Origin of the sequence: Ensifer adhaerens, from assembly GCF_028993555.1 — a bacterium.
Taxonomy (GTDB): domain Bacteria; phylum Pseudomonadota; class Alphaproteobacteria; order Rhizobiales; family Rhizobiaceae; genus Ensifer; species Ensifer adhaerens_I.
In genome coordinates this window covers 33,852-60,370 of the sequence record NZ_CP118611.1, presented here as the reverse complement: position 1 = coordinate 60,370, position 26,519 = coordinate 33,852, and the positions used below count along the sequence as shown (strand labels likewise).

Sequence of the window (26,519 nt, the reverse complement as noted above, 5' to 3'; positions counted from 1 at the left end):
GCACGCGGCCGGGTGACCGATCCGGGAAAAGGGCATGAAGAAATTCTCACTGCTTTCGACGCGCGCCGGCGCACTCTTTCTTGCGCCCGCGACGGCTCTCGTCGGGGTCTTCGTCATCATCCCCTTCTTCTGGGTGATCTTTGTTTCCTTCACCAACCGCACCCTGCTCGGGCGCACAGCGGTCGACCCCGACTTTGTCGGCCTGCAGAACTATTTCGCACTCTTCAATCCCACGACCTTCTTCACCCGCGGCCAGTTCGGCTTCTCGCTGATCCTGACGATCCAGTTCGTGCTGCTTTCGGCGCTCATCGGCCAGGCGCTTCTGGGCCTGCTGCTCGCCTGGCTCAGCCAGTCCGTGACGCCGACGCTCAAATCCTTCCTCCAAACCGCTGTTATCGCCGCCTGGATCCTGCCGGAAGTGGTGATCGGCTTCGCCTGGTTCGCCTTTCTCGACTATGACAACGGCACGCTCAACATGATCATGCGCGGCCTCGGCCTGCCGCCTGGCGACTGGTTGCTGCAACAGCCCTTCTGGGTGATCGTGTTCTTCAACACCTGGCGGGGTGCCGCCTTCTCGATGATGTTGTTCAACTCGGCCTTCCAGTCGATCCCGCCGAGCTACTTTCAAGCCGCCGACGTCGCCGGCGCCACCTCCTGGCAGAAGCTGCGCGACATTGCCCTCCCGCTGATCCGCGGCCATGTCGTAACGGATCTCATCCTCATCACCATGTGGACCTTCAACGTCTTCACGCCGTTCCTGCTGACCCATGGCGGGCCGTCCTACCGCACCGAGATTCTCTCGATCTACACCTACCGGATCGCTTTCAAGGATTTCGAGTTCGGCAAGGGTGCTGCCGTCGGCGTCGTCATCATGCTGATCAACCTGGCATTCGCGCTCGTCTATCTCCGCCTTGCCCACAAGAAGCCGATGGAGGCGGAATGATGCGCAAAGCTCCCAATATTTTCCTGCGGCGCACGATCTTTTCCGCTGCCGCCACCTTCCTCGGCACGGTCTTCGCGCTGCCGCTCGTCTGGTTTGTCTTCGCGCCCTTCAACGCGCGCGCCGAACTCGGGCTTGCTATCCCCTCGCCCTTCACGCTCTCGAATTTTGCGACCGTCTTCCAGAACACCTTCGCGATGCAGGCACTGTTGAACAGCCTCATCCAGGCAGCGGGTGGTGTGGTGCTGGTTGGCGCAGCAGCCACGCTTGCCGCCTACGCACTGTCGCGCTCGCCGATCCCCGGCAAGGGCGCCGTCACCTATATCCTGCTGCTCTTCTCCTCGGTGGTCTCAGGCTCGGCGGCGATGGTGCCGATCTTCCTGATCATCTCGGCCGCGGGCCTGATCGACACCCATCTCGCCGTCATTCTCGTCTTTGCCGGCGGGCTGCTGCCGACGGCAATGTTCATCCTCAGGGACTTCATCGACGCCATTCCGCGTTCCTACGAGGAAAGCGCCATGGTCGCCGGCGCCTCGCCGCTCCAGGCCTTCTTCGATGTCGCGCTGCCGGTCATCCGGCCGGGCATCGTCGTTGTCGTCGTCTGGGCCTTCGTCAATATCTGGGGCAGCTTCCTCATCCCCTTCATTCTCCTGCGCAGCGACAAGCTGATGCCCGCCTCCGTCGCCATCTACTCCTTCTATTCGGAAGCCGGCACGCCGATCGTCACGCTGCTTGCCGCCTATTCGCTGATCTACTCCCTGCCCGTCATCGCCCTTTATCTCTTCGTGAATTGGAAATTCGGTTTCCGGTTCTTCGGTGGCATCAAGTCGTAATCGGAAACCCGCCATGGCCTCTGTCGAATTCCAGAACATCTCCAAGACTTTCGGCGCCTTCGTCGCCGTGCCCGACATCAGCTTTTCGATCGCCGATGGCGAGTTCATCTGCCTGCTCGGCCCTTCCGGCTGCGGCAAGACGACGAGTCTCCGCATGATCGCCGGCCTCGAAACCCCGACGTCCGGCCGGGTAATGATCGGCGGCCGCGACGTCACTTATCTGCACCCGAAGGATCGCGGCATATCCATGGTCTTCCAGGACTATGCGCTCTACCCGCACATGAACATCGCCGACAACATCGCCTATCCGCTAAAGGTTCGCGGTGAGCAGGAGACCAAGCGCCACGCCCGCGCCAAGGAAGTCGCCGATGTCCTGAAGATCGGCGACCTCCTGAAGCGGTTGCCGAGCCAGATTTCCGGCGGCCAGCAGCAACGCACGTCGCTCGCGCGCGCACTGGTCTACCCAAGCGAGGTCTATCTTTTCGACGAGCCGCTCTCCAACCTCGATGCCAAGCTGCGCCTCGAAGCGCGCGGCTTCCTCAACCACCTGCAGCGCGACATGGGCATGACAGCCGTCTACGTCACCCACGACCAGGCGGAGGCCATGGCGCTCGCCACCCGCATCGCTGTCATGGACAAGGGCCGGATCGTGCAGTTCGCGCCGCCGATCGAGATCTACCGCCGGCCGGCAACCACCTTCGTCGCCAACTTCGTCGGCAACCCGCCGATGAACCTCGTCCCCGTAGAAGCCTCCATGGGAGAAGGAGCCCTGCACCTTCGCGCCGAAGGCCTGCAACTGGCACCCATCGCACCCACCGACGTCATCGCCAGGGCGGCGAAAGCAGGCAAAATGACGCTTGGCGTGCGCCCGGAGCACCTGCGCATAGCGGATGCAGGCGACCGGAACGTCGTTTCCGGCGAACTTTTCGCCAACGAAAACATGGGACCGGAAAGTCTCGTCACGCTCGAGCGCGGCGACAACGGCCGCGTGACGGCGCGTATCTTCACGGACGACGAGATCAAGGTCGGAACCTCCGTGCACCTCGCCTTCGACGCCAGGCACATCACCCTCTTCGACGACTCCGGCGCGCGCATACCCGCAGCCGACGAGCGTTGAGGCCACCATGCAGACCCTTAGCGTGCGGATCACCCGCGAGCATCAGGCCGTCGACCCCTATTTCTATGTGCCGTTCGACGTGCCCGAAGGCGCGACACGGATCGACGTGACGCTGAGTTATCCGAAATCGGAACAATGCATCATCGACCTCGGCGCGCTTGACCCGCGGGCCACCGACTACCCGACCGCCGAGGGCTTTCGCGGCTGGAGCGGCGGCGCGCGCGATCGCTTCTTCGTCGCCACCGACGACGCCACGCCAGGCTATGTCCATGGCGAGATGCCGTCTGGACGGTGGAAGGTCATGTTGGGCCTCTACAAGATCCCCGTAGACGGCGTCGAGGCGCTAGTGACCGTCGACTACAACATGAGCCCGCGTGCGATCGCGCCGCAACCGAAGCGCCAGTTTCCGGTCCGCAAGGGGGCCGGCTGGTATCGCGGCGACCTTCATTGCCACACGTTCCACTCGGACGCGGCCGGCGCGCCTGAACTGCTGCATGCTGCAGCGCGGCAGGCAGGGCTCGACTTCCTCGCGGTCGCCGACCACAACACCATCACCCAGCGGCGCTATTTCCACCCGCACTCTTCGCCCGATCTCGTCTTCGTCCGCGCCATGGAGATCACCACCGCCGTCGGACACGCCAATGTCTTCGGCGTCGACGACTGGATCGATTTCCGCATGACGAAGCCCGAGCACGCTCGTACGCTTGAGCGGCTGGTGCATGAGCGCGGCGGCCTGCTGTCGGTCAATCACGACAAGCCGACGATCCCCTGGGATTACGAGCTCCCCAAGATCGACTGCATGGAGGTCTGGCAATCCCACTGGCTCGCCTGGAACTGGGTGTCTCTGGAGCGCTACCAGCAGCGGCTTGCGTCGGGCCTGAAGATCTCGGCGATCGGCGGCAGCGATTTTCACCAGCCGGCGAGACTGATGCCCGAGGGACCGCTGGTGCTCGCCCGCCCAACGACCGTGCTCTTTCTCGAAGAACTATCCGAGGAGGCGGTGCTCGGCGCCATGAAAGCCGGTCGCGGCTATGTCACCGAAGGTCCAGCGGGACCTCATCTCGAACTGACCGCCAATGGAGCACCGATGGGATCGAGCGTCACCGGCCCCGTCACGGCGGAAGCGCTGGTTCGCGGCGCCAAGGGCGACAAGCTCGTGTGGTTGGATGCCTCCGGCATCGTTGGCGAACAAGCGATCGAAGCCGATGATTGGGTCGGCCGCTATGCCGGCTCGCCCGATCGTTTCCTTCGCACAGAGATCGTGGCCGTCGAGAGCCGGAAGGCGCTCGTCGATGCGTTCCTTGACGCGCTTCCCGGAAAGGGCCTGCCCTGGCAGCTCTCCGAGGACGATCTCTCAAGCCGGATCATCCGGCGTGCGATCAGCAATCCGATCTATTGCCAAGCAGCCTGACGGGCCCAGCGATCAGGCACCCGCAAGCTTCCAACGGAGCGCCCCGATTTCGGCAGCCGAACGAGCCAAAAACCGGGCGCGCCCATTTCTTTGCTGCGCCTGCACATTTTCTCCGTTGCAGCAATTTTAAGCAGAAAACTTCCGTGCTAAGAAAAAAGGCAGATACCCCTTCGACGGCACGTTAGGACCCCCATGGCGGCACGCCAGCGCATCATCCCCATCCGGCGTGAATACAACCGATGGGTCGCCAACCAGACGCTGGAAGACTATGCGCTGCGCTTCACCGCCAAGAGTGCCCGTCGTTTTTCATCCGAACGCATCTCCCAGACGGCCATCGGCGCGATCTCCTTCCTGGCGCTGGAGGCCATCGGTGGCGCCATCACCATGTCCTACGGTACGACCAACGCAATCGTCGCGATCGTAGTCGCGAGCCTGATGATCCTGACGGTTGGCTTGCCGATCAGCCGCTATGCCATCCGCCACGGCGTCGACATCGATCTTCTGACCCGCGGCGCCAGCTTCGGCTACATCGGCTCGACACTGACCTCGCTGATCTATGCGAGCTTCACCTTCATCCTGTTTGCGATCGAGGCCTCGATCATGTCGGGCGCACTCGAGCTGGCGCTCGGCATCCCCTTGTGGATCGGCTACATCGTCAGCGCCGTCATGGTCATCCCGCTCGTCACCCACGGCGTGCGGCTGATCAGCAAGTTCCAGCTTGTGACCCAACCCTTCTGGATCGTACTCAACATCCTGCCCTTCGTCTTTATCGCCTTTGCGGATTGGGAGAAGGTTGGCACCTGGCTCGCCTACTCGGGCATACACCACGCGTCCGGGCCACCCGGAACGATCGCGCCGTTCGATCTCGTCGAGTTCGGTGCGGCGTCGGCCGTGATCTTCGCGCTGATGGCTCAGATCGGCGAGCAGGTCGACTTCCTGCGCTTCCTGCCGCCGGACGGCCAGCGCAAGCTGCATCACCGTATCGCCGTCTTCCTCGCCGGCTCCGGTTGGGTGATCGTCGGCGCGCCGAAACTGCTCGCCGGTTCCTTCCTTGTCGTACTGGCGCTTTCGGCCGGTGTGCCCTCGACGAGAGCCGCCGATCCGGCACAGATGTACTACACCGCTTTCGGCTACATGATCCCGTCTGAAACGGCAGCGCTGCTTCTGATGGTCGCCTTCGTCGTCGTGTCGCAGCTGAAGATCAACGTCATGAACGCCTACGCCGGGTCACTCGCCTGGTCGAACTTCTTCTCGCGGCTGACGCACAGCCATCCGGGCCGCGTCGTCTGGCTGATCTTCAACGTCGCGATTGCGCTCCTTTTGATGGAGCTTGGCATCTACCGGCTTCTCGAGGAAACGCTCGGCGTCTTCTCGATCATCGCCATGGCCTGGCTCTGCACCATCTCCGCGGATCTCTTCATCAACAAGCCGCTTGGCCTGTCACCGCCCGGCATCGAGTTCAAGCGGGCGCATCTCTACGACATCAACCCGGTCGGGCTCGGCGCCATGGCGATCTCGGCGACGGTGGCGCTGACGGCGCATTTCGGCGCCTTCGGCGAGATCGCTGCGTCGCTTGCACCCTATATCGCCCTCGTCGTCGCCTTCATCGCCTCGCCGGCAATCGCCTGGTTGACCGACGGTAAATTCTACCTCGCCCGCAAACCGCGCCGAAGCTGGGCAAACCAGAGCGGGATTACCTGCTCGATCTGCGAGCATCCGTTCGAGCCGGAGGACATGGCCTGGTGCCCGGCCTATGCGGCACCGATCTGTTCACTTTGCTGCTCGCTCGACAGCCGCTGCCATGACATGTGCAAGCCCAAGGCGCGCTTCAACGCACAGGTCGCAACCGTCGCCAACAGCCTGCTTCCGCGCACGGTCACGGAAAAGCTTGCGACCCGCCTTGGCCGCTACGCGATCTCTGCCGTTCTGTCGATCGCTGGCATCGGCCTGATCCTCGCGATGATCGCGCATCAGACCGCCGGCGCGTCTCCGGAGACGGCGGCCGTCGTCGAGCGGACCATCGCCGTCGTCTTCTTCGTCTTTGCCGTGCTCGCCGGCATCGTCTCCTGGTTCTACGTGCTCGCGCACGACAGCCGCGTGGTGGCCGAGGAGGAATCGTCGCGCCAGAACACGCTGCTGCTCAAGGAAATCGCCGCCCACAAGAAGACCGATGCCGCGCTGCAGCAGGCAAAGGAGACGGCGGAGGCCGCCAACCGTGCAAAGAGCCGCTATGTCGTCGGGCTCAGCCATGAGCTCCGAACACCGCTCAATGCCGTGCTCGGTTATGCCCAGGTGCTGGAGCGCGACGAGACCATTCCGCCGGCGCGCCAGGGGGCGATCAAGGTGATCAAGCGCAGCGCCGACCATCTCTCCGGTCTGATCGACGGCCTCTTGGATATCTCGAAGATCGAGGCGGGCAAGCTGCAGGTCTATTCCAACGAGATCAACATTCACGACTTTCTCGACCAGATCATCGAGATGTTCCGGCCGCAGGCGCAAGCCAAGGGTATTACCTTCGAGCACCAGCGCGCCGCCGGCCTGCCGCGCTATGTGAAGACTGATGAGAAACGCCTGCGCCAGATCCTCGTCAATCTTCTTTCCAACGCACTGAAATTCACGGAGCGTGGCGGAATCCGCCTGGATGTCGCCTATCGAAGCCAAGTGGCGACCTTCACCATAGCCGACAGCGGTCGCGGCATTGCCGACAAGGACCTGCCGCGCATTTTCGACCCTTTCCAACGCGGCGAGGCGGAGCATCTCGGCAGCATGCCGGGCCTCGGCCTGGGGCTCACGATCACAAGGCTGCTGACCCAGACGCTGGGTGGCGAAATCGCCGTCACCAGCACCCTTGGCGAAGGCACCACCTTCCGCGTCCGGTTGATGCTTTCGGCTGTCGACCGACCCGCGCTTGCCGCCCCTGTGCGGCGTATCACCTCCTATCTCGGTTCACGGCGGACGATCGTCGTCGTCGACGACAATGTCGACCACCGCGACCTGATGCGCGAAATCCTCGTGCCCATGGATTTTACCGTCTTCGCCGTCCCATCCGGAGCCGATTGCCTGTCGCTCCTTGCAGACATCCGCCCTGACCTTTTCCTGATCGATATCTCGATGCCGGGCATGAACGGCTGGGAACTCACCGCCGGGCTGCGCGAGGCCGGACAAATGGCACCGATCATCATGCTTTCGGCCAATATCGGCGACGGCTCGACCACCGGCACCTTTGGCGACCACAACGACACGCTCGCCAAACCCTTCGTCGTCGGACAACTCGTCGACAAGCTCGCGGTACATCTCGGCCTGACCTGGATCCACGAAGACGAGGAACAGCCGCCGCATGCCGCACCGACAGCTCGGGCGATGACGCGTCCGGATCTTCACCATGTGCAGGAACTGATCCGCCTCGGCGAGATCGGTTACATCAGGGGCATCGTGGCCAAGTTGTCGGAGATCGCGCGCGCGCCCGAGCATCAGCCCTTTGTCGAGCAGGCCCGTTCCTATGTGCAGGCCTTCGATCTCTCCGGTTACGACGCCTTCCTCAAGAACAGCAGCCAAGAAGGAGGAGACGCCCGTGGCTGAGACCTATGACCGCCGCGACATCGTTCTGCTCGTCGACGATTCACCGGAAGCCCTCGGTTTCCTCACCGAGGCGCTGGAGCGATCGGGCTTTTCCGCGCTGATCGCCACGTCGGGCAATGCCGCGCTTTCGATCGCGGAGCGTATCACCCCTGACGTCATCCTGCTCGACGCGGTCATGCCGGGCATGGACGGCTTCGAGACCTGCCGGCGCCTCAAGGCCAACGCCGCCGTCGGCCAGACTCCGGTACTGTTCATGACCGGATTGACCGAGACCGAGCACGTGGTCCGCGCCCTTGAAGCCGGCGGCGTCGACTATCTGACAAAGCCGATCAACATCGACGAGCTCCGGGCACGCATCCGCGTCCACCTCTCCAACGCCCGCTCGGCCCAGAGCGCGCGGGTCGCGCTCGATGCCGCCGGCCGGCATCTTCTGGCCGTTCGCACCGACAGCAGCATATGCTGGTCGACCCCGCAGGCGACCCGCCTCGTCAATGCCGCAACCGGCCGCGACGATGGCTTGAGTACGGTCACGAAACGCATCGCCCGCTGGATGGAATGTCGCAATAGGGGGACGTCTTCTCACGAAGAAAGCTTCACGCTCGACCAGCCCGGCCAATCGGGCCTGCAGATATCCTATCTCGGCGGGATCGGCCCGAACGAGTATCTCTTCCGGCTGACGGCCGAGAACCGGCTGACGGACGACGAAATGCTGCGTCAGCACTTCGCGCTGACGCAGCGAGAATCCGAGGTGCTGCTGTGGATCGCCAAGGGCAAGGCGAACCGCGACATCGGGGAGATCCTGGGACTGAGCGCGCGTACCGTGACCAAGCATCTGGAACAGATCTATGTGAAGCTCGGCGTCGAGAACCGGGCGTCGGCCGCCGTCAAGGCAACACAGGTTCTGCACGGTCTATAGGCAGGCTGGGGGTTCGGTTTCCGGTCCGTTCTTGCCGTTTGAGGCGGGTCCAGCGCCATGGTGGGCAAATCCTGAAAGCGGCCGCGAGATCGCCTTACGCATCGCAACCTGGAGAGGCCTTAGTGCGCCAAGGTCGCTCTAGCACTTGTTTCTAGAACATCTTTCCGCTTTCACGCGATTCTGGACAGACTGCGCGCGCAGGCCGCCATGCCGTTCATTTCGCCTGCACCGTTGCCCAGGCGAAGGCATCATCGAGCGCCGCAAACTTGACCGCTTGCCAAAAACGGTAATCGTCGACCAGTCCACGCGAAATCCAGAGAGGGCCACGACTACCGAGGCTCTCCCAGCCGAGAAGACCGAGGTCACCGGCACGTGCGAAGACCCTTTGTGCATGGGTGCGCGAGATGATGTAGCGGTTGGTGATTTCGCCGAGCTTCAGGGGCCCGACCCAAATCCGATGATCGGGCAAAACGCCCGACGGCAGCCGGGCCATCAGATCGTGCAGAATGTTGCTTCCCGACTCCGTCAAGACGAAGGCGGCAATGCTTTCGGGTGGATCGCACCAGGCACGATCCGCGATAAGCCGCCGCGTCGCACGCGGCAATGCATGATGCATCAACGCCGACTGGCTTTGCGATTGCGCCAGCCGTGTTCCCTGGTCGAGCATGTCGAGCGACGAAAGATGCCCTTCGAACCACTGCCGGATCAGGCCTTCGGCGACATCGGAAACGATCAGAGGCCTGATCCGCTTGTTGCTGCCCTGTTCCGCATCGAGCAGCAGTCGATAGTTGCGCATTTCGGCCAGGTGCGCCGCCGCCGTGTTCTTGCTGGCAACACTGTTGGCGGCGATAAAGTCGATGAGCTTTGCCGTCGTCAGCGCAGGGCGTGATGGATCTGTCAGATGCTCGAAATGCAAAGCCAGGATGGCTTGGGTGAGGAGCCATTTTCTCAAGCTGGCGGTATAGCGCACGATACGCGGAGCGGCATCATGCATCGCGGCCATATGAAGGGCCGCCTGCCGTAACGCCTCGGCAAAGAGCGGTTCGCCGACGAGCCGCGCCGGCGTCAACAGCGCTCCGCCGTCCGGGGATGGGACGATTTCCAGTCGCGCCGTCACGGACAGCACCCTGAAAGGGCATCTGCTGTTTGTTGCTTGCCGCCGCCTGCAATGAAGCGGCTGTCAACGCGCGGCTTTATGCAGGATTGGCCACACTGAGTGGTTGAAGAAAGCAAAAAACATGTGACACTGAACATAAGACAGCTCCCCCTAGCCCCCCTTCGGACAATACCCAGTTCGCATAGGCAGTGAAGATTGAGATCTATACTTAGAAAGTGACGAAGTCTTTACCGGCTTATACGGGTCTGGAGCGCGAAGCGTGCTTCGGAGAACAACGTTGATACGGGGAATGAGGAACCAGCACCGGACCCGTGCGCAACCTGACAAAAGTGCGGCAGGGGTTCTGCCTTTGATTGCCGCCCGGATGCATTGATTGGTCGAGAGATCCGGCCGGATAAGAAACTTTGAGGAACTTCGCTGCCGCATGCTGCGTTGACGCTCGTGTGCAGCAGCGGGGTGTTGTAGCATCCACGCAAAACGGGAGGCGCGAGGCATGTGGCGATGGGTCCTGATGATTGCACTCACCTTGACGCCCACGAGTGGCCCACGGGCAGACGAGGGCGCGTTCCTGAAAACGCTTGGTGGCAATTGGGCAGGCACAGGAACCGTCCGCATTCGCGCCAACATGTCGCCGATCAATGTCTCCTGCAATTTCAGTTCACAGGCCAGTGGTCTCGCCCTGTCGATGGAGGGTGTTTGCCGCGGCTTGCTATTGATCTCGAAATCCGTCGACGCGAAGCTGCGCTATAGCGGTTCGACCTATAGCGGCTCCTATCTCGGCCCGCGCGGTGGCCGTGCCGGTCTCAACGGTAGCCGCCGCGGCGACGCGATCAATCTCACCATCCGCTGGGCCAAGGAGGTCAATGGCGACCGCAGCGCCGATCTCACCTTGCGCAAGATCGGCGCCAACGGCATGCAACTGACGACGGTTGATGTCGATCCCGCCTCGGGCAAGCGCATCGTGACGAGCGAGATCAACCTCAAACGAAAATGAGCTGGAACGTTGCCTCGTCCTGAAAAGGGCCTCGCGGCAGCTGGCGAGGCCCCACTGGAAGCGAGTGATCGTCAGGCTGCAGCCACGCTACGGACGTCATAGTCCGCCGTCCATTGCAGCGACGGCCGCGCGCCACAGCGTTCCACCCAGGCCTTGATGACGGCACTGTCCGGCGTTGCCGCTGGATACCAGGCAAAGGGCGAATGCAGCAGCAGGTCAATCGCCGTGTAGCGCTCGCCCATCAGGTAAGGGCCATCCTTCAGCGCGGCTTCAAGGCGCTCTGCCATCTGCTCCGGCCCGCGGAAGGTGAAATCGAGATAAGGATGGGAAAGTCCCGCGGCCTGCATGATCAGCACCGGCTCGACGACGCCCGCATACCAGGCAAGCCAGCTCAGATACCGGCCGCGCTGCGGATCGCCGGCAAGCGGCGCCAGGTTCTTTTCCGGGAAAAGATCCGTCAGGTACTGGATGATGGCTATGCTCTCCCAGAGCACGACGCCGTCATGAACGAGCAGCGGCACCTTGCCTTCCGGGTGCGGGTTTCTCGGATCCTTGCGGCCGCTGCCGTCACCGCGGGTGATGTCGACGATCTCGATCTCAACCTTGTCCAAGGCGTCGAGTTCGCGAAGCAGCGTGACAATGCGCGACGAGCGCGAGCGGGGGGCGTGAAAGAGCGTCAGCATGGTCTCAAGTCCTCGGTTGCGTTTGCGGATGGGGATCTTATACAGTCGCCCAACTGCCAGTTTTCGTCAGTAGGCTTCAGCTAATCTACAATCATGGCTCGCAGCGCTCGTCTCTTCCGCCTGCTCCAGGCGCTCCGCACTCTCCCCTCTCCCGTGACGGCTGCCCGTCTTGCCGAGGAGACCGGTGTATCCTTGCGTTCGCTCTATCGCGACATCGAAAGCCTGCGCGCCGCAGGCGCGGTGATCGATGGCGAGCGCGGCTTCGGCTACCGGCTCACCGAAGACATCGCCTTGCCGCCGCAGACCTTCACGCGGCTCGAAATCGAGGCGCTGGTGCTCGGCCTTGCCGAGGTCCAGCACATGGGCGAGCCGGATCTGGCCGCAGCGGCCGGGGCTGTTCTTTCCAAGATAACGGCGACACTGCCCGATCGGTTGCAGCGCCAGGCGCTTCATGCGGTGTCGCAGGTCTATCGCTTCGACAGGCGCGATCCGCCGCCCATCGACGTGTCTCTGCTACGCGAAGCTTCCTGGCAGGAACGCGCCGTAGTCATCGGCTATGTGGATGCAGACGGGCAGCGGACCGATCGACAGGTACTGCCCCTTGCGATCGTCTACCTGGAGCGGATGCTGGTGCTGCTTGCGTGGTGTGGCCTCAGAAAAGACTATCGCAAGTTCCGCGTCGACCGCATCGTCGACATCCGGATGACGGACGAGAGCTTCCGGCCTCGCCGGGTGCCGATGCTCAGGGATTTCGTCGCCTATCTGAACGCCGGCGCGCCCGACAAATCGAAGATGTCGTTGAGCGGTCAATAGACCCAAACGACGACGCGGCCCGTGTTGCCACGGGCCGCGTCCGGACTGCTTTCGCAATCATGCCTTGGGAGGCAACTTTATTCGGCCGGCTGCAGTGCCGGCTGCGGCAGCGCTTCCGGAGCGCGACCGCCAAGAACGGCTGCCATCTGCGCCTCGTCCAGTTCGCCTTCCCACTTCGCGACGACGATGGTTGCGACCGCATTGCCGATGAAGTTGGTGAGCGCCCGGCATTCCGACATGAAGCGGTCGATGCCGAGAATCAACGCCATGCCGGCGACCGGCACGGCCGGAACGACCGAGAGCGTTGCCGCCAGCGTGATGAAGCCGGCGCCCGTGATACCGGCGGCACCCTTGGAGCTCAGCATGGCGACGAGCAGCAGCAGTACCTGATCGCCGAGCGACAGCGGAATGTCCATCGCCTGGGCGATGAAGAGGGCGGCCAGCGTCATGTAGATATTGGTGCCGTCGAGGTTGAAGGAGTAGCCGGTCGGAATGACGAGGCCGACGACCGAGCGCTTGCAGCCGGCCTTTTCCATCTTGCTCATCAGGCCTGGAAGGGCTGCTTCCGACGAGGACGTGCCGAGAACCAGAAGCAGCTCTTCCTTGATGTAGCGGATGAGTGCGACGATCGAGAAGCCGTTGTAGCGGGCGACCGCGCCGAGAACGATGAACACAAACAGGAACGAAGTGATGTAGAAGGTGCCGATCAGCATCGCCAGATTGGCGATCGAGCCGACGCCGTATTTGCCGATGGTGAACGCCATGGCGCCGAAGGCGCCGATCGGGGCAGCCTTCATCAGGATGCCGACGAGCTTGAAGACCGGCAGCGTCAGCGCGTGCAGGAAGTCGACGACCGGTTCTGCCTTCTTGCCGACCATGGCGAGCGCGAGACCGAACAGCACCGAAATGAACAGCACCTGCAGGATGTCGCCATCGGCAAAGGCACCGACGAGCGTCGTCGGAATGATGTTCATGAGGAAGCCGGTGATCGTCTGCTCATGCGCCTTTTCGGCATAGGTCGTCACCGCCTTGACGTCGAGCGAGGCGGGATCGATGTGCATGCCGGCGCCCGGCTGCACAACATTGGCAACGATCAGGCCGATGACGAGCGCGAGCGTCGAGAACGTCAGGAAGTAAAGCATCGCCTTGCCCGCGACGCGGCCGACCTTGGCGAGATCGGTCATGCCGGCAATGCCGGTCGCGACCGTCAGGAAAATCACCGGCGCGATGATCATCTTGACGAGGCGGATAAAGGCGTCGCCGAGCGGCTTCAGCTGCGTGCCGATCTCCGGATAGAAATGGCCGAGCAGGATGCCGGCTGCGATTGCCGCCAGAACCTGGACATAGAGATGACGATAGAAAGGTGTCTTGCCGCGCGGTTCCGCGGATTGGTCGATAATCATGATATCCTCCACTGGACCCAGTCCGGCGTCATGCCGGGCCTCCCGGGTCAATTTCCGATGCGCGACAGCTCGGGCTGTCATGAGGATGTCATTTGCAACGGGCGTGCCAATTCTCTGCGGGGAGAGCCAAGCCTTTGAATCGATGAGAATGTTTCCTACGCCCGGCTCCACACGCACGAAGAGTTGAGCGGATTTCCGCACACCTGATCTGGAAGTCTGAGCGAAAAAATGCACAATTAGGCCATGTTCAATGCCCCATTCGCCCCCCTTAATCTGGCAGATCTCGACCGTTCGATGCGCCGCACCTGGCTTGTGTTCGCCGGCTTCGCCGTGGCCCTGCTCGTCGCCGCCCTCCTCCTTGCCGGCGAGTATGGACGCAGCCAGGCGCTCGAAACGGTCGACGCCCAAAGCCGGATCGATGCCAATCTGAAGGCGTCACTGTTGCGCGCCGTGCTCGAACGTCAACGCTCGACGCCGCTGGTTCTCGCCGACGATGTCGAAGTGAAGGCAGCGCTTTCGAGCCGCGATGGTCAGGCGCTGCAGCGGCTGAACGACAAACTGCAGGCACTTGCCGCCAACACGGACGCCGCCGTCATCTATGTGATCGGCACCGACGGCGTTGCGGTCGCTGCCAGCAATTGGCGCGAGCCGACGAGCTTCGTCGGCAACGACTACGCCTTCCGCGAATATTTCCGCATGGCGATGCGCGACGGCAAGGCCGAGCACTTCGCCATGGGCACCGTCAGCAAGCGGCCAGGTCTCTACATCTCACGTCGGGTCCAGGGGCCGGACGGCCCGATCGGCGTCGTCGTCGCCAAGCTTGAATTCGACGATGTAGAGGCTGAATGGCTCGCTTCGGGCAAGCCTGTCTATGTCACCGACCGGCGCGGCATCGTGCTGATCACCAGTTTCCCGTCCTGGCGCTTCATGACGACGAGAACCATTCCGCGAGACCGGGTGGCTGCCATCCGCGACAGTCTGCAGTTCGGCGATGCCTCGCTGCTGCCGCTACCGTTCCGGGATATCGAACCCACCAGCGACGGTTCCAGCGAATTGCGCGCGCTCCTGCCGGGCGACAGCGAGCGACGGTTCCTGCGCGTCGAAACCATGGTTCCGACCACGAGCTGGCGCCTGGAACAACTGGCGCCGCTCGATGGTGCGATCGCTGCGGCGACACGCGAAGCCCGGCTGGTCGCACTTGCGGTCCTGGTGCCGCTGCTTGCGCTTGCCGCTTTTCTCCTGCGCCGGCGCCAGGCGTTGACACTGGTCGCGACAAGGGAGCGCGCCGCGCGCGACGAACTGGAACGCCGCGTGGCGGAGCGCACCCAGGATCTCAGCCTTGCCCGCGACCATCTGGAAACGGAGATTGCCGATCACCGGCGCACGGGAGAGAAGCTGCAGGCCGTGCAGCAGGAGCTGGTTCAGGCCAACCGGCTGGCGATCCTCGGCCAGGTGGCAGCCGGCGTCGCCCACGAAATCAACCAGCCGGTCGCCACGATCCGCGCCTATGCCGACAACGCCCGCACCTTCCTCGAACGCGGCCAGCAGCAAACGGCGGTCGAGAACCTCGTCAGCATCGCCGAACTGACCGAAAGGGTCGGCACCATCACCGACGAGTTGCGCAGCTTCGCCCGCAAAGGCCGCTTCGTCTCCGAGCCGACACCGATGCGCGAAGTGATCGAGGGCGCCTTGATGTTGCTTCGCAGCCGCTTTGCGGGACGCATGGATGCGATCCTCATCGACCTCCCGGACAACGGTGTCAGCGTTTACGGCAGCCGTATCCGTCTCGAACAGGTGCTGATCAATCTCCTGCAGAATGCCCTGGAAGCACTCGGCGAGCGCAGCGATGCCGAGATCCACGTGCGCTGCGAGGAAGGCCCCTCCGACACCGTCCTGCTTGTCGTTGCCGACAACGGCCCCGGCATCTCTCCGCATGTCTACGAAGATCTGTTCACGCCCTTCAACACCTCCAAGGAGCAGGGGCTCGGCCTCGGCCTTGCCATATCCAAGGAGATCGTCGCCGACTATGGCGGTGAGATATCGGTCGAAACCAGCGACAAGGGCACCGTCTTCACGGTTCGCCTGAAGAGGGCCTGAGCGATGCAGCCGTCCGTTTACCTCATCGACGACGACAACGATCTGCGCAAGGCGATGAAACAGACGCTGGAACTCGCCGGTCTCGCCGTCATTTCGGTTGCGAGCGCTGCCGAAGCCTTGCAAACCCTCGACGCGAATTTCGACGGCATCGTCGTCAGTGATATCCGCATGCCCGGCATCGACGGGCTGCAGCTCTTTCGCCGCGTCGCTACCTTCGACCAGGACCTGCCGGTCATTCTGGTGACCGGCCACGGCGACATACCGATGGCCGTTCAGGCGCTGCAGGATGGCGTCTATGACTTCATCCCAAAACCTTTTGCCGCCGACCGACTGGTGCAAAGCGTGCGGCGCGCGCTGGAAAAACGCCGTCTTGTCATGGAGAACCGCGCCCTGAAGCGGGCAGCCGAGACGGCCGGCGACAGTCTGCCGCTGATCGGCCAGACTCCGGTCATGGATCGCCTGCGCCAGACGATCAAACATATAGCAGACACCGACGTGGACGTGCTCGTCGCCGGGGAGACCGGCAGCGGCAAGGAGGTGGTCGCCACCCTGCTCCACAATTGGAGCCGGCGCCGCAACGGCAACTTCGTGGCGCTCAACTGTGGCGCGCTACCGGAAACGGTGATCGAGAGCGAGCTCTTCGGCCACGAAGCGGGCGCCTTCACCGGAGCGCTGAAGAAGCGCATCGGCCGCATCGAACATGCAAGCGGCGGCACGCTCTTCCTCGACGAGATCGAGGCGATGCCGCCGGCGACCCAGGTGAAGATGCTGCGCGTTCTCGAAGCGCGCGAGATCACGCCGCTCGGCACCAATCAGGTCCGTCCCGTCGATATCCGCGTCATTGCCGCCGCCAAGATCGATCTCGGCAATCCGGCTGAGCGCGGCGATTTCCGCGAAGATCTCTACTTTCGATTGAATGTCGTAACGCTATCGATCCCGCCGCTGCGCGAGCGCCGTGACGATATCCCGCTGCTCTTTTCGCACTTCCTGGCGCGGGCGGCCGAGCGCTTCAAGCGCGACGTGCCCGTCGTTTCGCCGGCAGTGCGACAGCATCTGATGACCCATGCCTGGCCCGGCAACGTGCGCGAGCTCTCGCACTTTGCAGAGCGCGTGGCACTCGGAGTCGAAGGCCCGCTCGGACAGCCTCTCGGACCGGCCGAACAGCCTGGCGCCGCCTTGCCAGAGCGGCTCGAACGCTACGAGGCGGAGATCCTGAAGGAGGTGCTTCGCGCCCAGCGCGGTGACGTCAAGGCGACGATCGAAGCACTCGGCATCCCGCGCAAGACCTTCTACGACAAGCTCCAGCGTCACGGCATCAACCGCGCCGATTACGCGGAGCGCGGCGTTCCGGAAAAGTCAGGCCGCTAGCTCCCATCAGCGACCAAAAAACACCCTTAAATTGCATCTTCGACACCGGACGAATTCACGCTTGACGACCGGTGCCGTTCGATGGCTATCTTCTGAGCATTCACCAGGGGGGTCCCGCTAAGGGGCTGAGATACTGCTGGATGGTCGGCTTGCCGGCTGTGGCGCAGTGACCCGTTGAACCTGATCCAGTTCATACTGGCGTAGGGACGGTGCAGATATCGAAGCCAGGACTCCGTGCGTCCAGCACCTGGCGGAGCGTCTTTCATCCTTCCGGCATCAGAACTGGGTCTCCAATCGAAAACTTGGAGCCTCGTCATGAATATTGCCACAAAGCCCGCAGCCCTCACGGTCACGCAAGGGCCGCTTCCCGCCTCCCGAAAAGTCCACAAGCCGGGCGTTCTCCATCCGGATATCCGCGTGCCGATGCGCGAGATCGCGCTGCACCCGACCTCGGGCGAGCCGCCGGTCACGGTCTATGATTCTTCCGGCGCCTATACCGCCGACGGCGCCGAGATCAGCATCGAGAATGGCCTGCAGCGGTTGCGCCGCAACTGGATCGTCGCCCGCGGCGACGTTGAGACCTACGAGGGGCGGATCGTGCGGCCGGAAGACAACGGCTTCGCCAGCGGTGACCGGCTGACGCCGACCTTCCCGTTCCAGCACGCACCGCTGAAGGCGACCGGCGGCAAGGCGGTGACTCAACTCGCCTATGCCCGTGCCGGCATCATCACGCCGGAGATGGAATTCGTGGCAATCCGCGAGAACCTCGGCCGCGACGCGGCCCGGGCGAAGGTTCGGGACGGCGAGAGTTTTGGTGCCCATATCCCTGATCACGTTACCCCGGAGTTCGTGCGTCAGGAGATCGCCAGCGGCCGGGCGATCCTGCCGGCCAACATCAACCATCCGGAATCCGAACCGATGATCATCGGCCGGAACTTCCTGGTGAAGATCAACGCCAATATCGGCAATTCCGCGGTGACCTCGTCGATGGCCGAGGAGGTCGAGAAGATGGTCTGGGCGACGCGCTGGGGCGCCGATACGGTGATGGACCTGTCAACCGGCCGCAACATCCACAACATCCGCGAATGGATCATCCGCAACTCACCGGTTCCGATCGGCACCGTGCCGCTCTACCAGGCGCTGGAGAAGGTCAACGGCATTGCCGAGGATCTCAACTGGGAGGTCTATCGCGACACGCTGATCGAGCAGGCCGAACAGGGCGTCGACTACTTCACCATCCATGCGGGCGTGCGGCTGCACTACATCCCGCTCACCGTCGATCGCGTCACCGGCATCGTCTCGCGCGGCGGCTCGATCATGGCCAAGTGGTGTCTGCATCACCACCGCGAGAGCTTCCTCTACGAGCATTTCGAGGAAATCTGCGACATCTGCCGCGCCTATGACGTCTCCTTCTCGCTCGGCGATGGCCTGCGCCCCGGCTCGATTGCCGACGCCAACGATGCGGCGCAATTCGCCGAACTGGAGACGCTTGGCGAACTGACCCAGATCGCCTGGGCTAGGGATTGTCAGGTGATGATCGAAGGCCCCGGCCACGTGCCGATGCACAAGATCAAGGAGAACATGGACAAGCAGCTCGCCGTCTGCGGTGAGGCGCCTTTCTACACGCTCGGGCCGCTCACGACCGACATCGCGCCGGGCTACGACCACATCACGTCCGGCATCGGAGCGGCGATGATCGGCTGGTTCGGCACCGCCATGCTCTGCTACGTGACGCCGAAGGAGCATCTCGGCCTGCCCGACCGCAACGACGTCAAGGTCGGCGTCATCACCTACAAGATCGCCGCCCACGCCGCCGATCTCGCCAAGGGCCATCCCGCGGCACAGGTGCGCGACGACGCCCTGTCACGCGCCCGTTTCGAGTTCCGCTGGGAGGATCAGTTCAACCTCTCGCTCGACCCGGAGACGGCCCGCAATTTCCACGATGAGACCCTGCCGAAGGAAGCGCACAAGGTCGCGCATTTCTGCTCCATGTGCGGTCCGAAATTCTGCTCGATGCGGATCTCGCACGACATTCGTGCGGAAGCGCAGAAGGAGGGGCTGGAGGCGATGGCCGCGAAATACCGCGAGGGCGGCGACCTCTACATGCCGGTCGCTGAGGTTGAAGCTAAGAGTTGAAGCGTAACACGTCGGGAGGGATGCCTCGCACTCCCTTCCGACCGCAAGGTGGATGCCGGGCCCTGGGGGAACAACTTGCCCCCTCATCGGTTGAACGATATGTAGGGCTCACGCAAAAGTCGCCGCCGGCGAACCCGTCATTCACACCAAGCTGCCGTCCTCTGCGGCGCTCTTGCAAGACGACGAAGAGCGCCGTTTACGAGGAGAAAGACTTGAGGACACGCCTGCTGAGATTGACGGCCCTGTCGATAGGCGGCCTTGCGGCACTCGCTGGAGATCTGCCACGCCTCAACGACAGCGGGAGTTTTGCCGCGGGTTTTTCCTGGATTTCCGCCGCCCATGCGGACGACGCCGATGTCGGCGGCGGGAATGGTGAAAATCGCGCTGATGGCGGCGACCAAGGTGGCGAAAACGTCGGGAGCGGCGGAAGCAACGGCACGGAGGGTGGCGGCGATGGGGGTGGTGGCGGCTGGGGCACCGGCGACGGTAGCGGCTCGGGCGGTGTGCCCGGCGGCACCGGCGCAGGCGGCGGAGGTGCTGCCGTCATCGACAGCGGTAGCGATAGCCACGGCGAGAACCGCTCATCCGTGCGCGACTCACGAGACTACGGACCAACCGGCAACGTTTGGCACGGCGGCAGCAATTTCCTTAACCTTTTCCGCCAGACGCCGGAAAGGCGCTTCGAACCGAGCCAGCCTGAACCTTCTGCCCGGCAGAAGACCGTTCACACGAAAAGAGAGCCTTGAAGAGATTCCATTTCGTCGCAACGACCGGGGACCTGCACGAATTCTCGAAACCGGGCTCCGGATGTGCGTGTAGAAGCAGATTCCGACGCGCAAGAACCAGCTCAACGGGCGTCAGAACTTGACATTCGAGAAATGTCTATCCCGATCACGACCTGCCCGGAGTGTGGCGGCGGAGTTACCGATACAAAGCATCGCCTTTCTCGCCGCACGTACTCCTAATTGCCCTTCCAGCCTCTGCAAGCAATCCGCTCGACCACGTCAAGCAACACATTCGCCCCGGCGACCAGATCCGCCGGCTCGGTGTGTTCCCGCGGATTGTGACTGATACCGTCGCGGCTCGGCACGAAGATCATCGCCGTTGGGGCGATGCGGGCGATCATCTGCGCGTCGTGGCCGGCGCCCGAGGTCATGCGTCGGCTCTTCAGTCCATGCGCCTTGGCCGAAGCCTCGATCGCCTCGACGATGCATTGGTCGAAGCCGACCGGCTGGAACCGCGCCAGGCGCTCGACGGAGATCTCGACACCCTCTTCCGCAGCAACACGCACGAGGAAATCCGCAAGCGCCGCCTCGAGCACCTGCAGCCGATCCTCGTCCGGGTCGCGCAGATCGACGGTGAAGGTGGCGCGCGACGGGATGACATTGATCGCGTCGGGCTCGAAACGCATGGTGCCGACGGTCGCGACACTGGGAGCATTCGACAGGGCAATATGCTCGCGCAGAAACAGGCCGATGCGGGCGGCAGCCAGTCCCGCATCATTGCGCATCGCCATCGGCGTCGTGCCGGCATGGTTGGCGACGCCATCGATGGTGACGCGCTGCCAGGAGATGCCCTGCAGGTTTTCGACCGCACCGATCGCAAACCCCTCCCGCTCCAAGACCGGCCCCTGCTCGATATGCAATTCGACATAGGCATGCGGCCTGAGGAGGCCCGGTTCGGCGTCGCCGGCATAACCGATCCGTTCGAGCTCCTCTCCGAGCACCGAACCGTCGGTGCCGATTGTCGCCAGCGCCGCTTCAATGGGGAGACCGCCGACATAGACCAGCGAACCCAGCATGTCTGGCGCATAGCGCACGCCTTCCTCGTTGGTGAAAGCGGCAACGACGACCGGGCGGTCCGGCACAACGCCGCGCCCTTTCAAAGTCTCGATCACTTCGAGTGCGGCAAGCACGCCATAGCAGCCGTCATAGATACCGGCATTGATGACCGTATCGATATGCGAGCCGAGCATGACCGGCGCCGCGTCGGCATTCCCCTCGTCGCGCCAGATGCCGAAAATGTTGCCGATGGGGTCGATCGCGACCTCCAGCCCCGCGGTCTCAAGCCAACCGACGAAGCGATCACGGCCAGCTTTGTCGTTGTCGGATCCGGCAAGTCGCGTCAATTGCCCCTGGGGATCGCGGCCGATCTCGCCAAGCTCACGGATGCGCCCGGTCAGGCGTGCGACGTCGATGGAGTGCAATGGCATCTGTGTCCTGCTTTCATGCGTATTTCTGGTCATGGCCGGGGTCCAGTCGGCGCCAGTCTCTGCCTTATGATCTCGGCGTGATAACGCGCGCCGAAGATCAGGGCGTCGTCGTTGAAGTCGTATCGCGGATTGTGCAGCGGCGCCGACGCCTCGCCATTGCCGATGAAGACGAAGCAGCCCGGCACGTGTTCGAGGAAACGCGCAAAATCCTCTGAGCCGGTCATCGGCTCCGCCGCCGTTGCGACATTCGCCGCGCCGAACACCGCTTGCGCCGCGGTAAAAGCGTGAGTGGTGAGTGCTGGATCGTTGAGGAGCGGCACGAATTCGCGCGTGTAGTTGACCTCGACCTCGCAGCCATAGGCATCCGCCGTGCCCTTGGCGATCACGCGCATCTCCGCTTCGATCTTGGCGCTGACCTCGGGCCGAAAACTGCGGGCGTCACCGAGGATACGCGCGAGGCCCGGCAAGGCATTGCGCGTGCCGTCAGTCAGAAGCTCGGTCACCGAAACGACGCCGATATCCGTCGGCGAAAGACGACGCGAGACGATCGTCTGCAGATTGACGACGGTGGCGCAGGCGGCAACAAGCGTCTCATTGCCCCAATGCGGCCGTGCCGCGTGTCCGCCAACGCCTTTCAGGACGATCTCGAAATTGTCCTCGGCCGACATGATCGCGCCGACGCGGGTTTCGAAACGGCCGACCGGCAGTCCCGGCATATTGTGCAGGCCATATATCTCGTCGAAGGGGAAGCGTTCCATCAGGCCGTCGTTCAGCATCGCGAGCGCGCCCTTGCCCCACTCCTCGGCCGGCTGGAAGATGAAGCAAACCGTGCCGTCGAAACCGCCCTCTTCGGCCAGCATCCTGGCGGCGCCGAGCAGCATCGCCGTATGGCCGTCATGGCCGCAGGCATGCATGGTTCCGGGGCGGGTCGAGCGATAGGGCAGATCCCCCTGTTCCGGGATCCGAAGCGCATCCATGTCGGCGCGAAGCGCGATGGCGCGATTACCGCTTCCACGCCTCAGCCTGCCAACGACGCCCGTGCCGCCGACACCCTCCATCACCTCGTCGAGCCCGAACTCTCGAAGCTTCGCCGCGACGAAGGATGAGGTGCGCTGCTCTTCGAAACCGAACTCCGGGTGCGCGTGCAGGTCACGGCGCCAGGCGGTCATTTCCTTGACAAGCCGATCAAAATCCAATCCCGCCATCGCTCAGACCTTTTCGTTCGATTTGCCTGCCACCGTGGCAGGCGAGAGTCCCACCAATGCCTCGTAGCGCTCGGGATCCGTGGCCCCCTCGGTATTGATGACGAAGACCCGTGACTGCTCGGTCAATCCGAGCGCTTCGCGCAGCGCTGGGTCGCGGGCAACCCCCAACAGTCCGGCCAGGCCAACGCCGCCGCTCTCGCCGGCGACGATCGCCGGATCCGTGCCCTTCGGGCGTGCCAGCCTGTTCATGACCGAAACGGCGTCCTCTTCGTCAACGGTCATGAAGGCATCGGCGGCACGGGACAAAATACGCCAGGCAACGAGCGACGGCTCGTAGCATTCGAGCATCGCCATGATCGTCGGCTCGCCATGCGCAACCTTGACCAGATGTCCGGCCTTGGCGCTCTCGTAGAGACAGGCGGCGCGTGCCGGATCGACGACGACGAAACGCGGCCGCTCCGTTCCGTATCGCAAGGCAAGATGTCCTGCGGTGGCAGCGGCAATGCCACCGACGCCCGCCTGTACAAAGACGTGGGTCGGAGGCTTTTCCATCTGCCGCAGCGCCTCGCTGAGGAGCGCCGTGTAACCCTGCATTACCAGGCCGGGAATATATTCGTAACCGGGCCATGTCGTGTCCGAAACGACCGTCCAGGCATTTTCGTCACAGACCCGCGCGGCCTCGCGGACGGAATCGTCATAGGTTCCGGCGACCCGAACGATCTCGGCGCCGTAGTGGGCGATCGCTTCGATGCGCCTCTCGCTGACGCCCGAATGCACGAAGATCACCGACCTTGCGCCGACGAGCCGGGCGCCCATGGCGACCGAGCGGCCGTGATTGCCATCGGTGGCGCAGCCGAAAGTCATGGCGGCAGCAATTGTCCGAACCTCGGGCTGGTCCAGTTCGGCGAGATCCAGGCTGCGCCCGAGGCGCCGTTCCGCCTCCTCGATCACGAGGCGGATCACCGCATAGGAACCGCCGAGCGCCTTGAAGCTTCCGAGCCCCAGGCGATGGCCTTCGTCCTTGACGAAGATCGCGGCAACACCGAGCTCGTTGGCCAAGGCAGGCAAGGCATGAAGCGGCGTCGGCCGATGATCGGGGCGCCGGGCAAGCTGCTTCTCGACATTTGCTGCGGCCGTGAGCGACAGCATATCCGCATCCTCGGGCAGCAGGTCGCGGCCGAAATCGGCATGGGTATTGGCAAGGAACATGATGCGATCTCCGTAGACTTGCGAAAATCTATTTCATCATGACCGAGAAATGCGCTCTAAATTGCCGCTGAGAATGCAAGTTTGTAAAGCAGATCGGGTATGCAGCCGCGTGGCGTTCCGCTCGCGACCGCTCCGAACCCGTGAACCATAGGCACCAGATGGCTCCTTCGAAAAGACCACAGATCGAACTTGATCGCTTCGACCTTGCGATCCTCGCCATTCTGCAGAAGGACAACACGACGCCGCAGCGCCAGATCGGCGAAGCGGTCAATCTTTCGGCGCCCGCCGTGCAGCGGCGGATCAAGCGCATGGAGGAAAGCGGCGTCATCCGCGCCAATGTCGCGCTGGTCGATCCGGTCAGCGTCAACCAGGCGCTGACCATCCTGGTGGAGGTGGAGGTCGAGAGCGAGCAGATCGCGCTGCTCGACGCCGCGAAAGCTGCATTTTCCGCCGCGCCTGAGGTGCAGCAATGCTACTACGTCACCGGCGACGTCGACTTCATGCTCGTCGTCATCGTGCCGACCATGGCGGAGTACGAAGCGTTTACGCGGCGGATGTTCTTCGGCAATCCGAACATCAAGCGGTTTCGCACCTTCGTGACCATGGATCCGGTCAAGGTCGGCCTGTCGGTGCCGGTTGAAACGCCACGCTGAGCCACGCGGCTACTTCCCCGCAAGCGCCCTTTTCTCCGCTTCCGCATCAAGCGGTTGTCCGGCACCGATCGATGTCAGATAGGCGTCGACCGTCTCGAGTGACGATGCCGGTGCATATCCGTCTCCGCCTTCGGGTTTCGTGACGACCAGCCGTGTCTGCCATATGGACGCCTTCCGGCAAGCCACAGCGACGAGCCCGGGTTCGCCCGGCTGCGCCAACTCGTATTCGCGGCAGAGCTGTCCGGTGGCAAGTTCGAAAGCCGACACCAGCCGGACCGTCCCCTGCACTTCGCCGATCGCGATTTCTTCTCCCGAAGCCGCCTGGTTGAGGATGGCAGAGAGCCGTGGATCGACGGAGCCGGCCATCTGCACCCCACCGGTTCCCACCGGTCCGACGCCGCGAAGCAGATAGCCGCCGGCACCGCCGACGACAACGAGCAGGCAAGCTGCCATCGCCATTAGAAGCCTTGAGACGGTGCGCTGCGGTGGCGTTGCCGGATCCGAGGGGCGACGGAACGCCACGACGTTTTCGCCAGCGGCTGCGGGCGCGTCTGCGGTGCGCTGCGTATCGCTCGCGGCCCCTGCAGCGGCGGCCATCGCCCGCACCTTGCTCACGAGTTCATCCGGCACTGGCTCGGCAAGCACCGGCTTCAGCGCCTCGCTCGCAGCGGCCCGCGTCTCCATGAACATGGCTATGCGCGCCATCAGCTCGTCGTCGTCCTCGAGCGCCGCTTCGACACGACGCGTCGTCTCCTCGTCGAGCTCGCCGTCGGCGAACGCCATCAGGATTTCGTCGGTGAATTTCGCGTCGCTCATCTCGTCCCGCCTCTCATATCCTGTGAACGCGCGACCGGCGTTTCTATTCCCGTTGCCTCGGCGAGATTCTTGCGCGCCCGGGCGAGCCTGCTCATCACGGTACCGATCGGGATGCCGAGGACCTCGGCAGCCTCCTTGTAGGAAAGCTCTTCGACGCAGGTGAGGATCAGCACCTCCCGCTGTTCGAGCACAAGATCGTCGATCGCGGCCGCCACGCTCTTCAGCGTCATGCGGGCCTCGGCTCCGGCCTCGCCAGAGGGAATGGCCAATTCGGTCTGCGCTTCGATCTCTTCGGTCGGACCGGCGGGCTTCCGTGCAGCACCCTCGCCGCACGAAAGCCATCGGCCGATTTCGTGCAAGGGCGAACGGTCCGTCGGGAGCTTTATTCCCTCCCGACGCGGATTTTTGGCCCTGGCATCAGGTGGTGACCACCGGCACTGGCAAACCCCAAGACTAGCCGGACTTGAGCGAGATCAATGCCAGGATCCCTGATTGGCGGAGACTGACGGTTGGATGATCTCTTTAAAAAAAGGAGAGCCTCATGTTGATCAGAGAAATGACGCGGCAGGAATGTCTCGACCTGGTCGCCGAGAACCATATCGCCCGGCTCGGCTGCACCCGGGATGGCCAGCCCTATATCGTTCCCATCCAGTATGCGTTGGCCGCCAACCGGCTCTATAGCTTTTCAATGCCGGGGCAGAAGATCGACTGGATGCGCGCCAATCCGCGTGTTTGCGTACAGATCGACACGGCAACGGATCGGCAGAACTGGCAAAGCGTCGTGATCTACGGCCGTTACCAGGAACTGCCGGATACGAAGCAATGGCATCGCGAACACATGAACGCCTGGTCGCTTCTCGAAAAGCGCATCAATTGGTGGGAACCGGGCGGCCTGAAGCCGGGCGAGCAGCCCGTAGCCGGTGCATACCCGCATCTCTTCTTCGAGATCGCGATCGAAGACCTGACCGGACGTGCGGCCTCTATCGGCTGATTGCCGCGGCGCGCAGGCATGTGGCT

21 protein-coding genes, 1 pseudogene and 1 riboswitch are annotated in these 26,519 nt (G+C 63.2%); of the genes and pseudogenes, 14 read left to right on the top strand and 8 right to left on the bottom strand.

Annotated elements, in window-relative coordinates; translation table 11 throughout:
- Positions 1–34: 34 nt before the first annotated feature.
- From PWG15_RS20735 to PWG15_RS20710, 6 genes are all read left to right on the top strand, one after another.
- Complete coding sequence (locus PWG15_RS20735) at positions 35–943, top strand: carbohydrate ABC transporter permease (protein ID WP_275025847.1); 909 nt, start codon at positions 35–37, stop codon at positions 941–943.
- A complete protein-coding gene (locus PWG15_RS20730) occupies positions 943–1,773 on the top strand; it encodes a carbohydrate ABC transporter permease (protein ID WP_275027124.1) in 831 nt (276 codons plus the stop codon). Before PWG15_RS20735 ends, PWG15_RS20730 begins: the two co-directional genes overlap by 1 nt.
- 13 nt (positions 1,774–1,786) lie before the next feature.
- Positions 1,787–2,890: an ABC transporter ATP-binding protein gene (locus PWG15_RS20725; protein ID WP_275025846.1), complete on the top strand. Its 1,104-nt coding sequence runs from the start codon at positions 1,787–1,789 to the stop codon at positions 2,888–2,890.
- A 7-nt stretch (positions 2,891–2,897) separates the two neighbouring features.
- Positions 2,898–4,301, top strand: coding sequence for a CehA/McbA family metallohydrolase (locus PWG15_RS20720; RefSeq protein WP_275025845.1), 1,404 nt, complete (start codon positions 2,898–2,900; stop codon positions 4,299–4,301).
- 192 nt (positions 4,302–4,493) lie between these two features.
- A complete protein-coding gene (locus PWG15_RS20715) occupies positions 4,494–7,880 on the top strand; it encodes a hybrid sensor histidine kinase/response regulator (protein ID WP_275025844.1) in 3,387 nt (1,128 codons plus the stop codon).
- The gene (locus PWG15_RS20710) at positions 7,873–8,796 is read left to right on the top strand and encodes a response regulator transcription factor (protein WP_275025843.1); all 924 of its coding nucleotides are present in this window, start codon (positions 7,873–7,875) and stop codon (positions 8,794–8,796) included. Before PWG15_RS20715 ends, PWG15_RS20710 begins: the two co-directional genes overlap by 8 nt.
- A gap of 214 nt (positions 8,797–9,010) precedes the next feature.
- On the opposite strand, the gene PWG15_RS20705 is transcribed toward PWG15_RS20710, so the two are convergent.
- On the bottom strand, positions 9,011–9,913 hold the full coding sequence (locus PWG15_RS20705; RefSeq protein ID WP_275025841.1) for a hypothetical protein: 903 nt from the start codon (positions 9,911–9,913) through the stop codon (positions 9,011–9,013).
- A 493-nt stretch (positions 9,914–10,406) separates the two neighbouring features.
- Here PWG15_RS20705 and PWG15_RS20700 point away from each other — a divergent pair, with 493 nt between their 5' ends.
- Positions 10,407–10,907, top strand: a complete 501-nt coding sequence (locus tag PWG15_RS20700; RefSeq protein WP_275025839.1) for a hypothetical protein — start codon at positions 10,407–10,409, stop codon at positions 10,905–10,907.
- Positions 10,908–10,978: 71 nt separating this feature from the next.
- Here PWG15_RS20700 and PWG15_RS20695 read toward each other — a convergent pair whose 3' ends face one another.
- Entirely contained in the window at positions 10,979–11,590 is a 612-nt protein-coding gene (locus tag PWG15_RS20695) for a glutathione S-transferase family protein (protein ID WP_275025837.1), read from the bottom strand.
- 93 nt (positions 11,591–11,683) lie between these two features.
- Between PWG15_RS20695 and PWG15_RS20690 the strand changes: the two genes are divergently transcribed.
- Positions 11,684–12,403 (top strand): helix-turn-helix transcriptional regulator, encoded by a 720-nt coding sequence (locus PWG15_RS20690; protein ID WP_275025836.1) that lies wholly within the window; start codon positions 11,684–11,686, stop codon positions 12,401–12,403.
- Between the two features lie 77 nt (positions 12,404–12,480).
- Here PWG15_RS20690 and PWG15_RS20685 read toward each other — a convergent pair whose 3' ends face one another.
- Complete coding sequence (locus PWG15_RS20685; RefSeq protein ID WP_275025835.1) at positions 12,481–13,806, bottom strand: dicarboxylate/amino acid:cation symporter; 1,326 nt, start codon at positions 13,804–13,806, stop codon at positions 12,481–12,483.
- A gap of 243 nt (positions 13,807–14,049) precedes the next feature.
- Between PWG15_RS20685 and PWG15_RS20680 the strand changes: the two genes are divergently transcribed.
- The 4 genes from PWG15_RS20680 (at position 14,050) to PWG15_RS20665 (ending at position 20,153) form a co-directional block, all read left to right on the top strand.
- Positions 14,050–15,903 carry a sensor histidine kinase gene (locus PWG15_RS20680; RefSeq protein WP_275025833.1) on the top strand — a complete coding sequence of 618 codons (1,854 nt, stop codon included), beginning with the start codon at positions 14,050–14,052 and terminating at the stop codon, positions 15,901–15,903.
- A 3-nt stretch (positions 15,904–15,906) separates the two neighbouring features.
- Positions 15,907–17,271, top strand: coding sequence for a sigma-54-dependent transcriptional regulator (locus PWG15_RS20675; RefSeq protein WP_275025831.1), 1,365 nt, complete (start codon positions 15,907–15,909; stop codon positions 17,269–17,271).
- Between the two features lie 95 nt (positions 17,272–17,366).
- A riboswitch (TPP riboswitch) is annotated at positions 17,367–17,496 on the top strand.
- A gap of 90 nt (positions 17,497–17,586) precedes the next feature.
- Entirely contained in the window at positions 17,587–19,407 is a 1,821-nt protein-coding gene (gene thiC / locus PWG15_RS20670) for a phosphomethylpyrimidine synthase ThiC (RefSeq protein WP_275025829.1), read from the top strand.
- A gap of 212 nt (positions 19,408–19,619) precedes the next feature.
- Complete coding sequence (locus PWG15_RS20665; protein ID WP_275025828.1) at positions 19,620–20,153, top strand: hypothetical protein; 534 nt, start codon at positions 19,620–19,622, stop codon at positions 20,151–20,153.
- Positions 20,154–20,368: 215 nt separating this feature from the next.
- Here PWG15_RS20665 and PWG15_RS20660 read toward each other — a convergent pair whose 3' ends face one another.
- The 3 genes from PWG15_RS20660 to PWG15_RS20650 are packed head-to-tail and all read right to left on the bottom strand — an operon-like array spanning position 20,369 to position 24,033.
- Positions 20,369–21,652: a Zn-dependent hydrolase gene (locus PWG15_RS20660; RefSeq protein ID WP_425536796.1), complete on the bottom strand. Its 1,284-nt coding sequence runs from the start codon at positions 21,650–21,652 to the stop codon at positions 20,369–20,371.
- Positions 21,649–22,824 (bottom strand): M20 aminoacylase family protein, encoded by a 1,176-nt coding sequence (locus tag PWG15_RS20655; RefSeq protein WP_275025827.1) that lies wholly within the window; start codon positions 22,822–22,824, stop codon positions 21,649–21,651. Before PWG15_RS20655 ends, PWG15_RS20660 begins: the two co-directional genes overlap by 4 nt.
- Positions 22,825–22,827: 3 nt before the next feature.
- On the bottom strand, positions 22,828–24,033 hold the full coding sequence (locus PWG15_RS20650; RefSeq protein WP_275025826.1) for a diaminopropionate ammonia-lyase: 1,206 nt from the start codon (positions 24,031–24,033) through the stop codon (positions 22,828–22,830).
- A gap of 158 nt (positions 24,034–24,191) precedes the next feature.
- On the opposite strand from PWG15_RS20650, the gene PWG15_RS20645 reads away from it, so the two are divergent.
- Positions 24,192–24,686, top strand: coding sequence for an Lrp/AsnC family transcriptional regulator (locus PWG15_RS20645; RefSeq protein WP_275025825.1), 495 nt, complete (start codon positions 24,192–24,194; stop codon positions 24,684–24,686).
- Positions 24,687–24,695: 9 nt separating this feature from the next.
- Here PWG15_RS20645 and PWG15_RS20640 read toward each other — a convergent pair whose 3' ends face one another.
- On the bottom strand, positions 24,696–25,502 hold the full coding sequence (locus tag PWG15_RS20640) for an anti-sigma factor family protein (RefSeq protein ID WP_275025824.1): 807 nt from the start codon (positions 25,500–25,502) through the stop codon (positions 24,696–24,698).
- Positions 25,499–25,816, bottom strand: a pseudogene (locus PWG15_RS20635) (RNA polymerase sigma factor); the annotation flags it as partial. The gene PWG15_RS20640 and the pseudogene PWG15_RS20635, both read right to left, overlap by 4 nt.
- Positions 25,817–26,043: 227 nt before the next feature.
- Between PWG15_RS20635 and PWG15_RS20630 the strand changes: the two are divergent.
- Positions 26,044–26,493: a pyridoxamine 5'-phosphate oxidase family protein gene (locus tag PWG15_RS20630; RefSeq protein WP_275025823.1), complete on the top strand. Its 450-nt coding sequence runs from the start codon at positions 26,044–26,046 to the stop codon at positions 26,491–26,493.
- Positions 26,494–26,519: the final 26 nt, after the last annotated feature.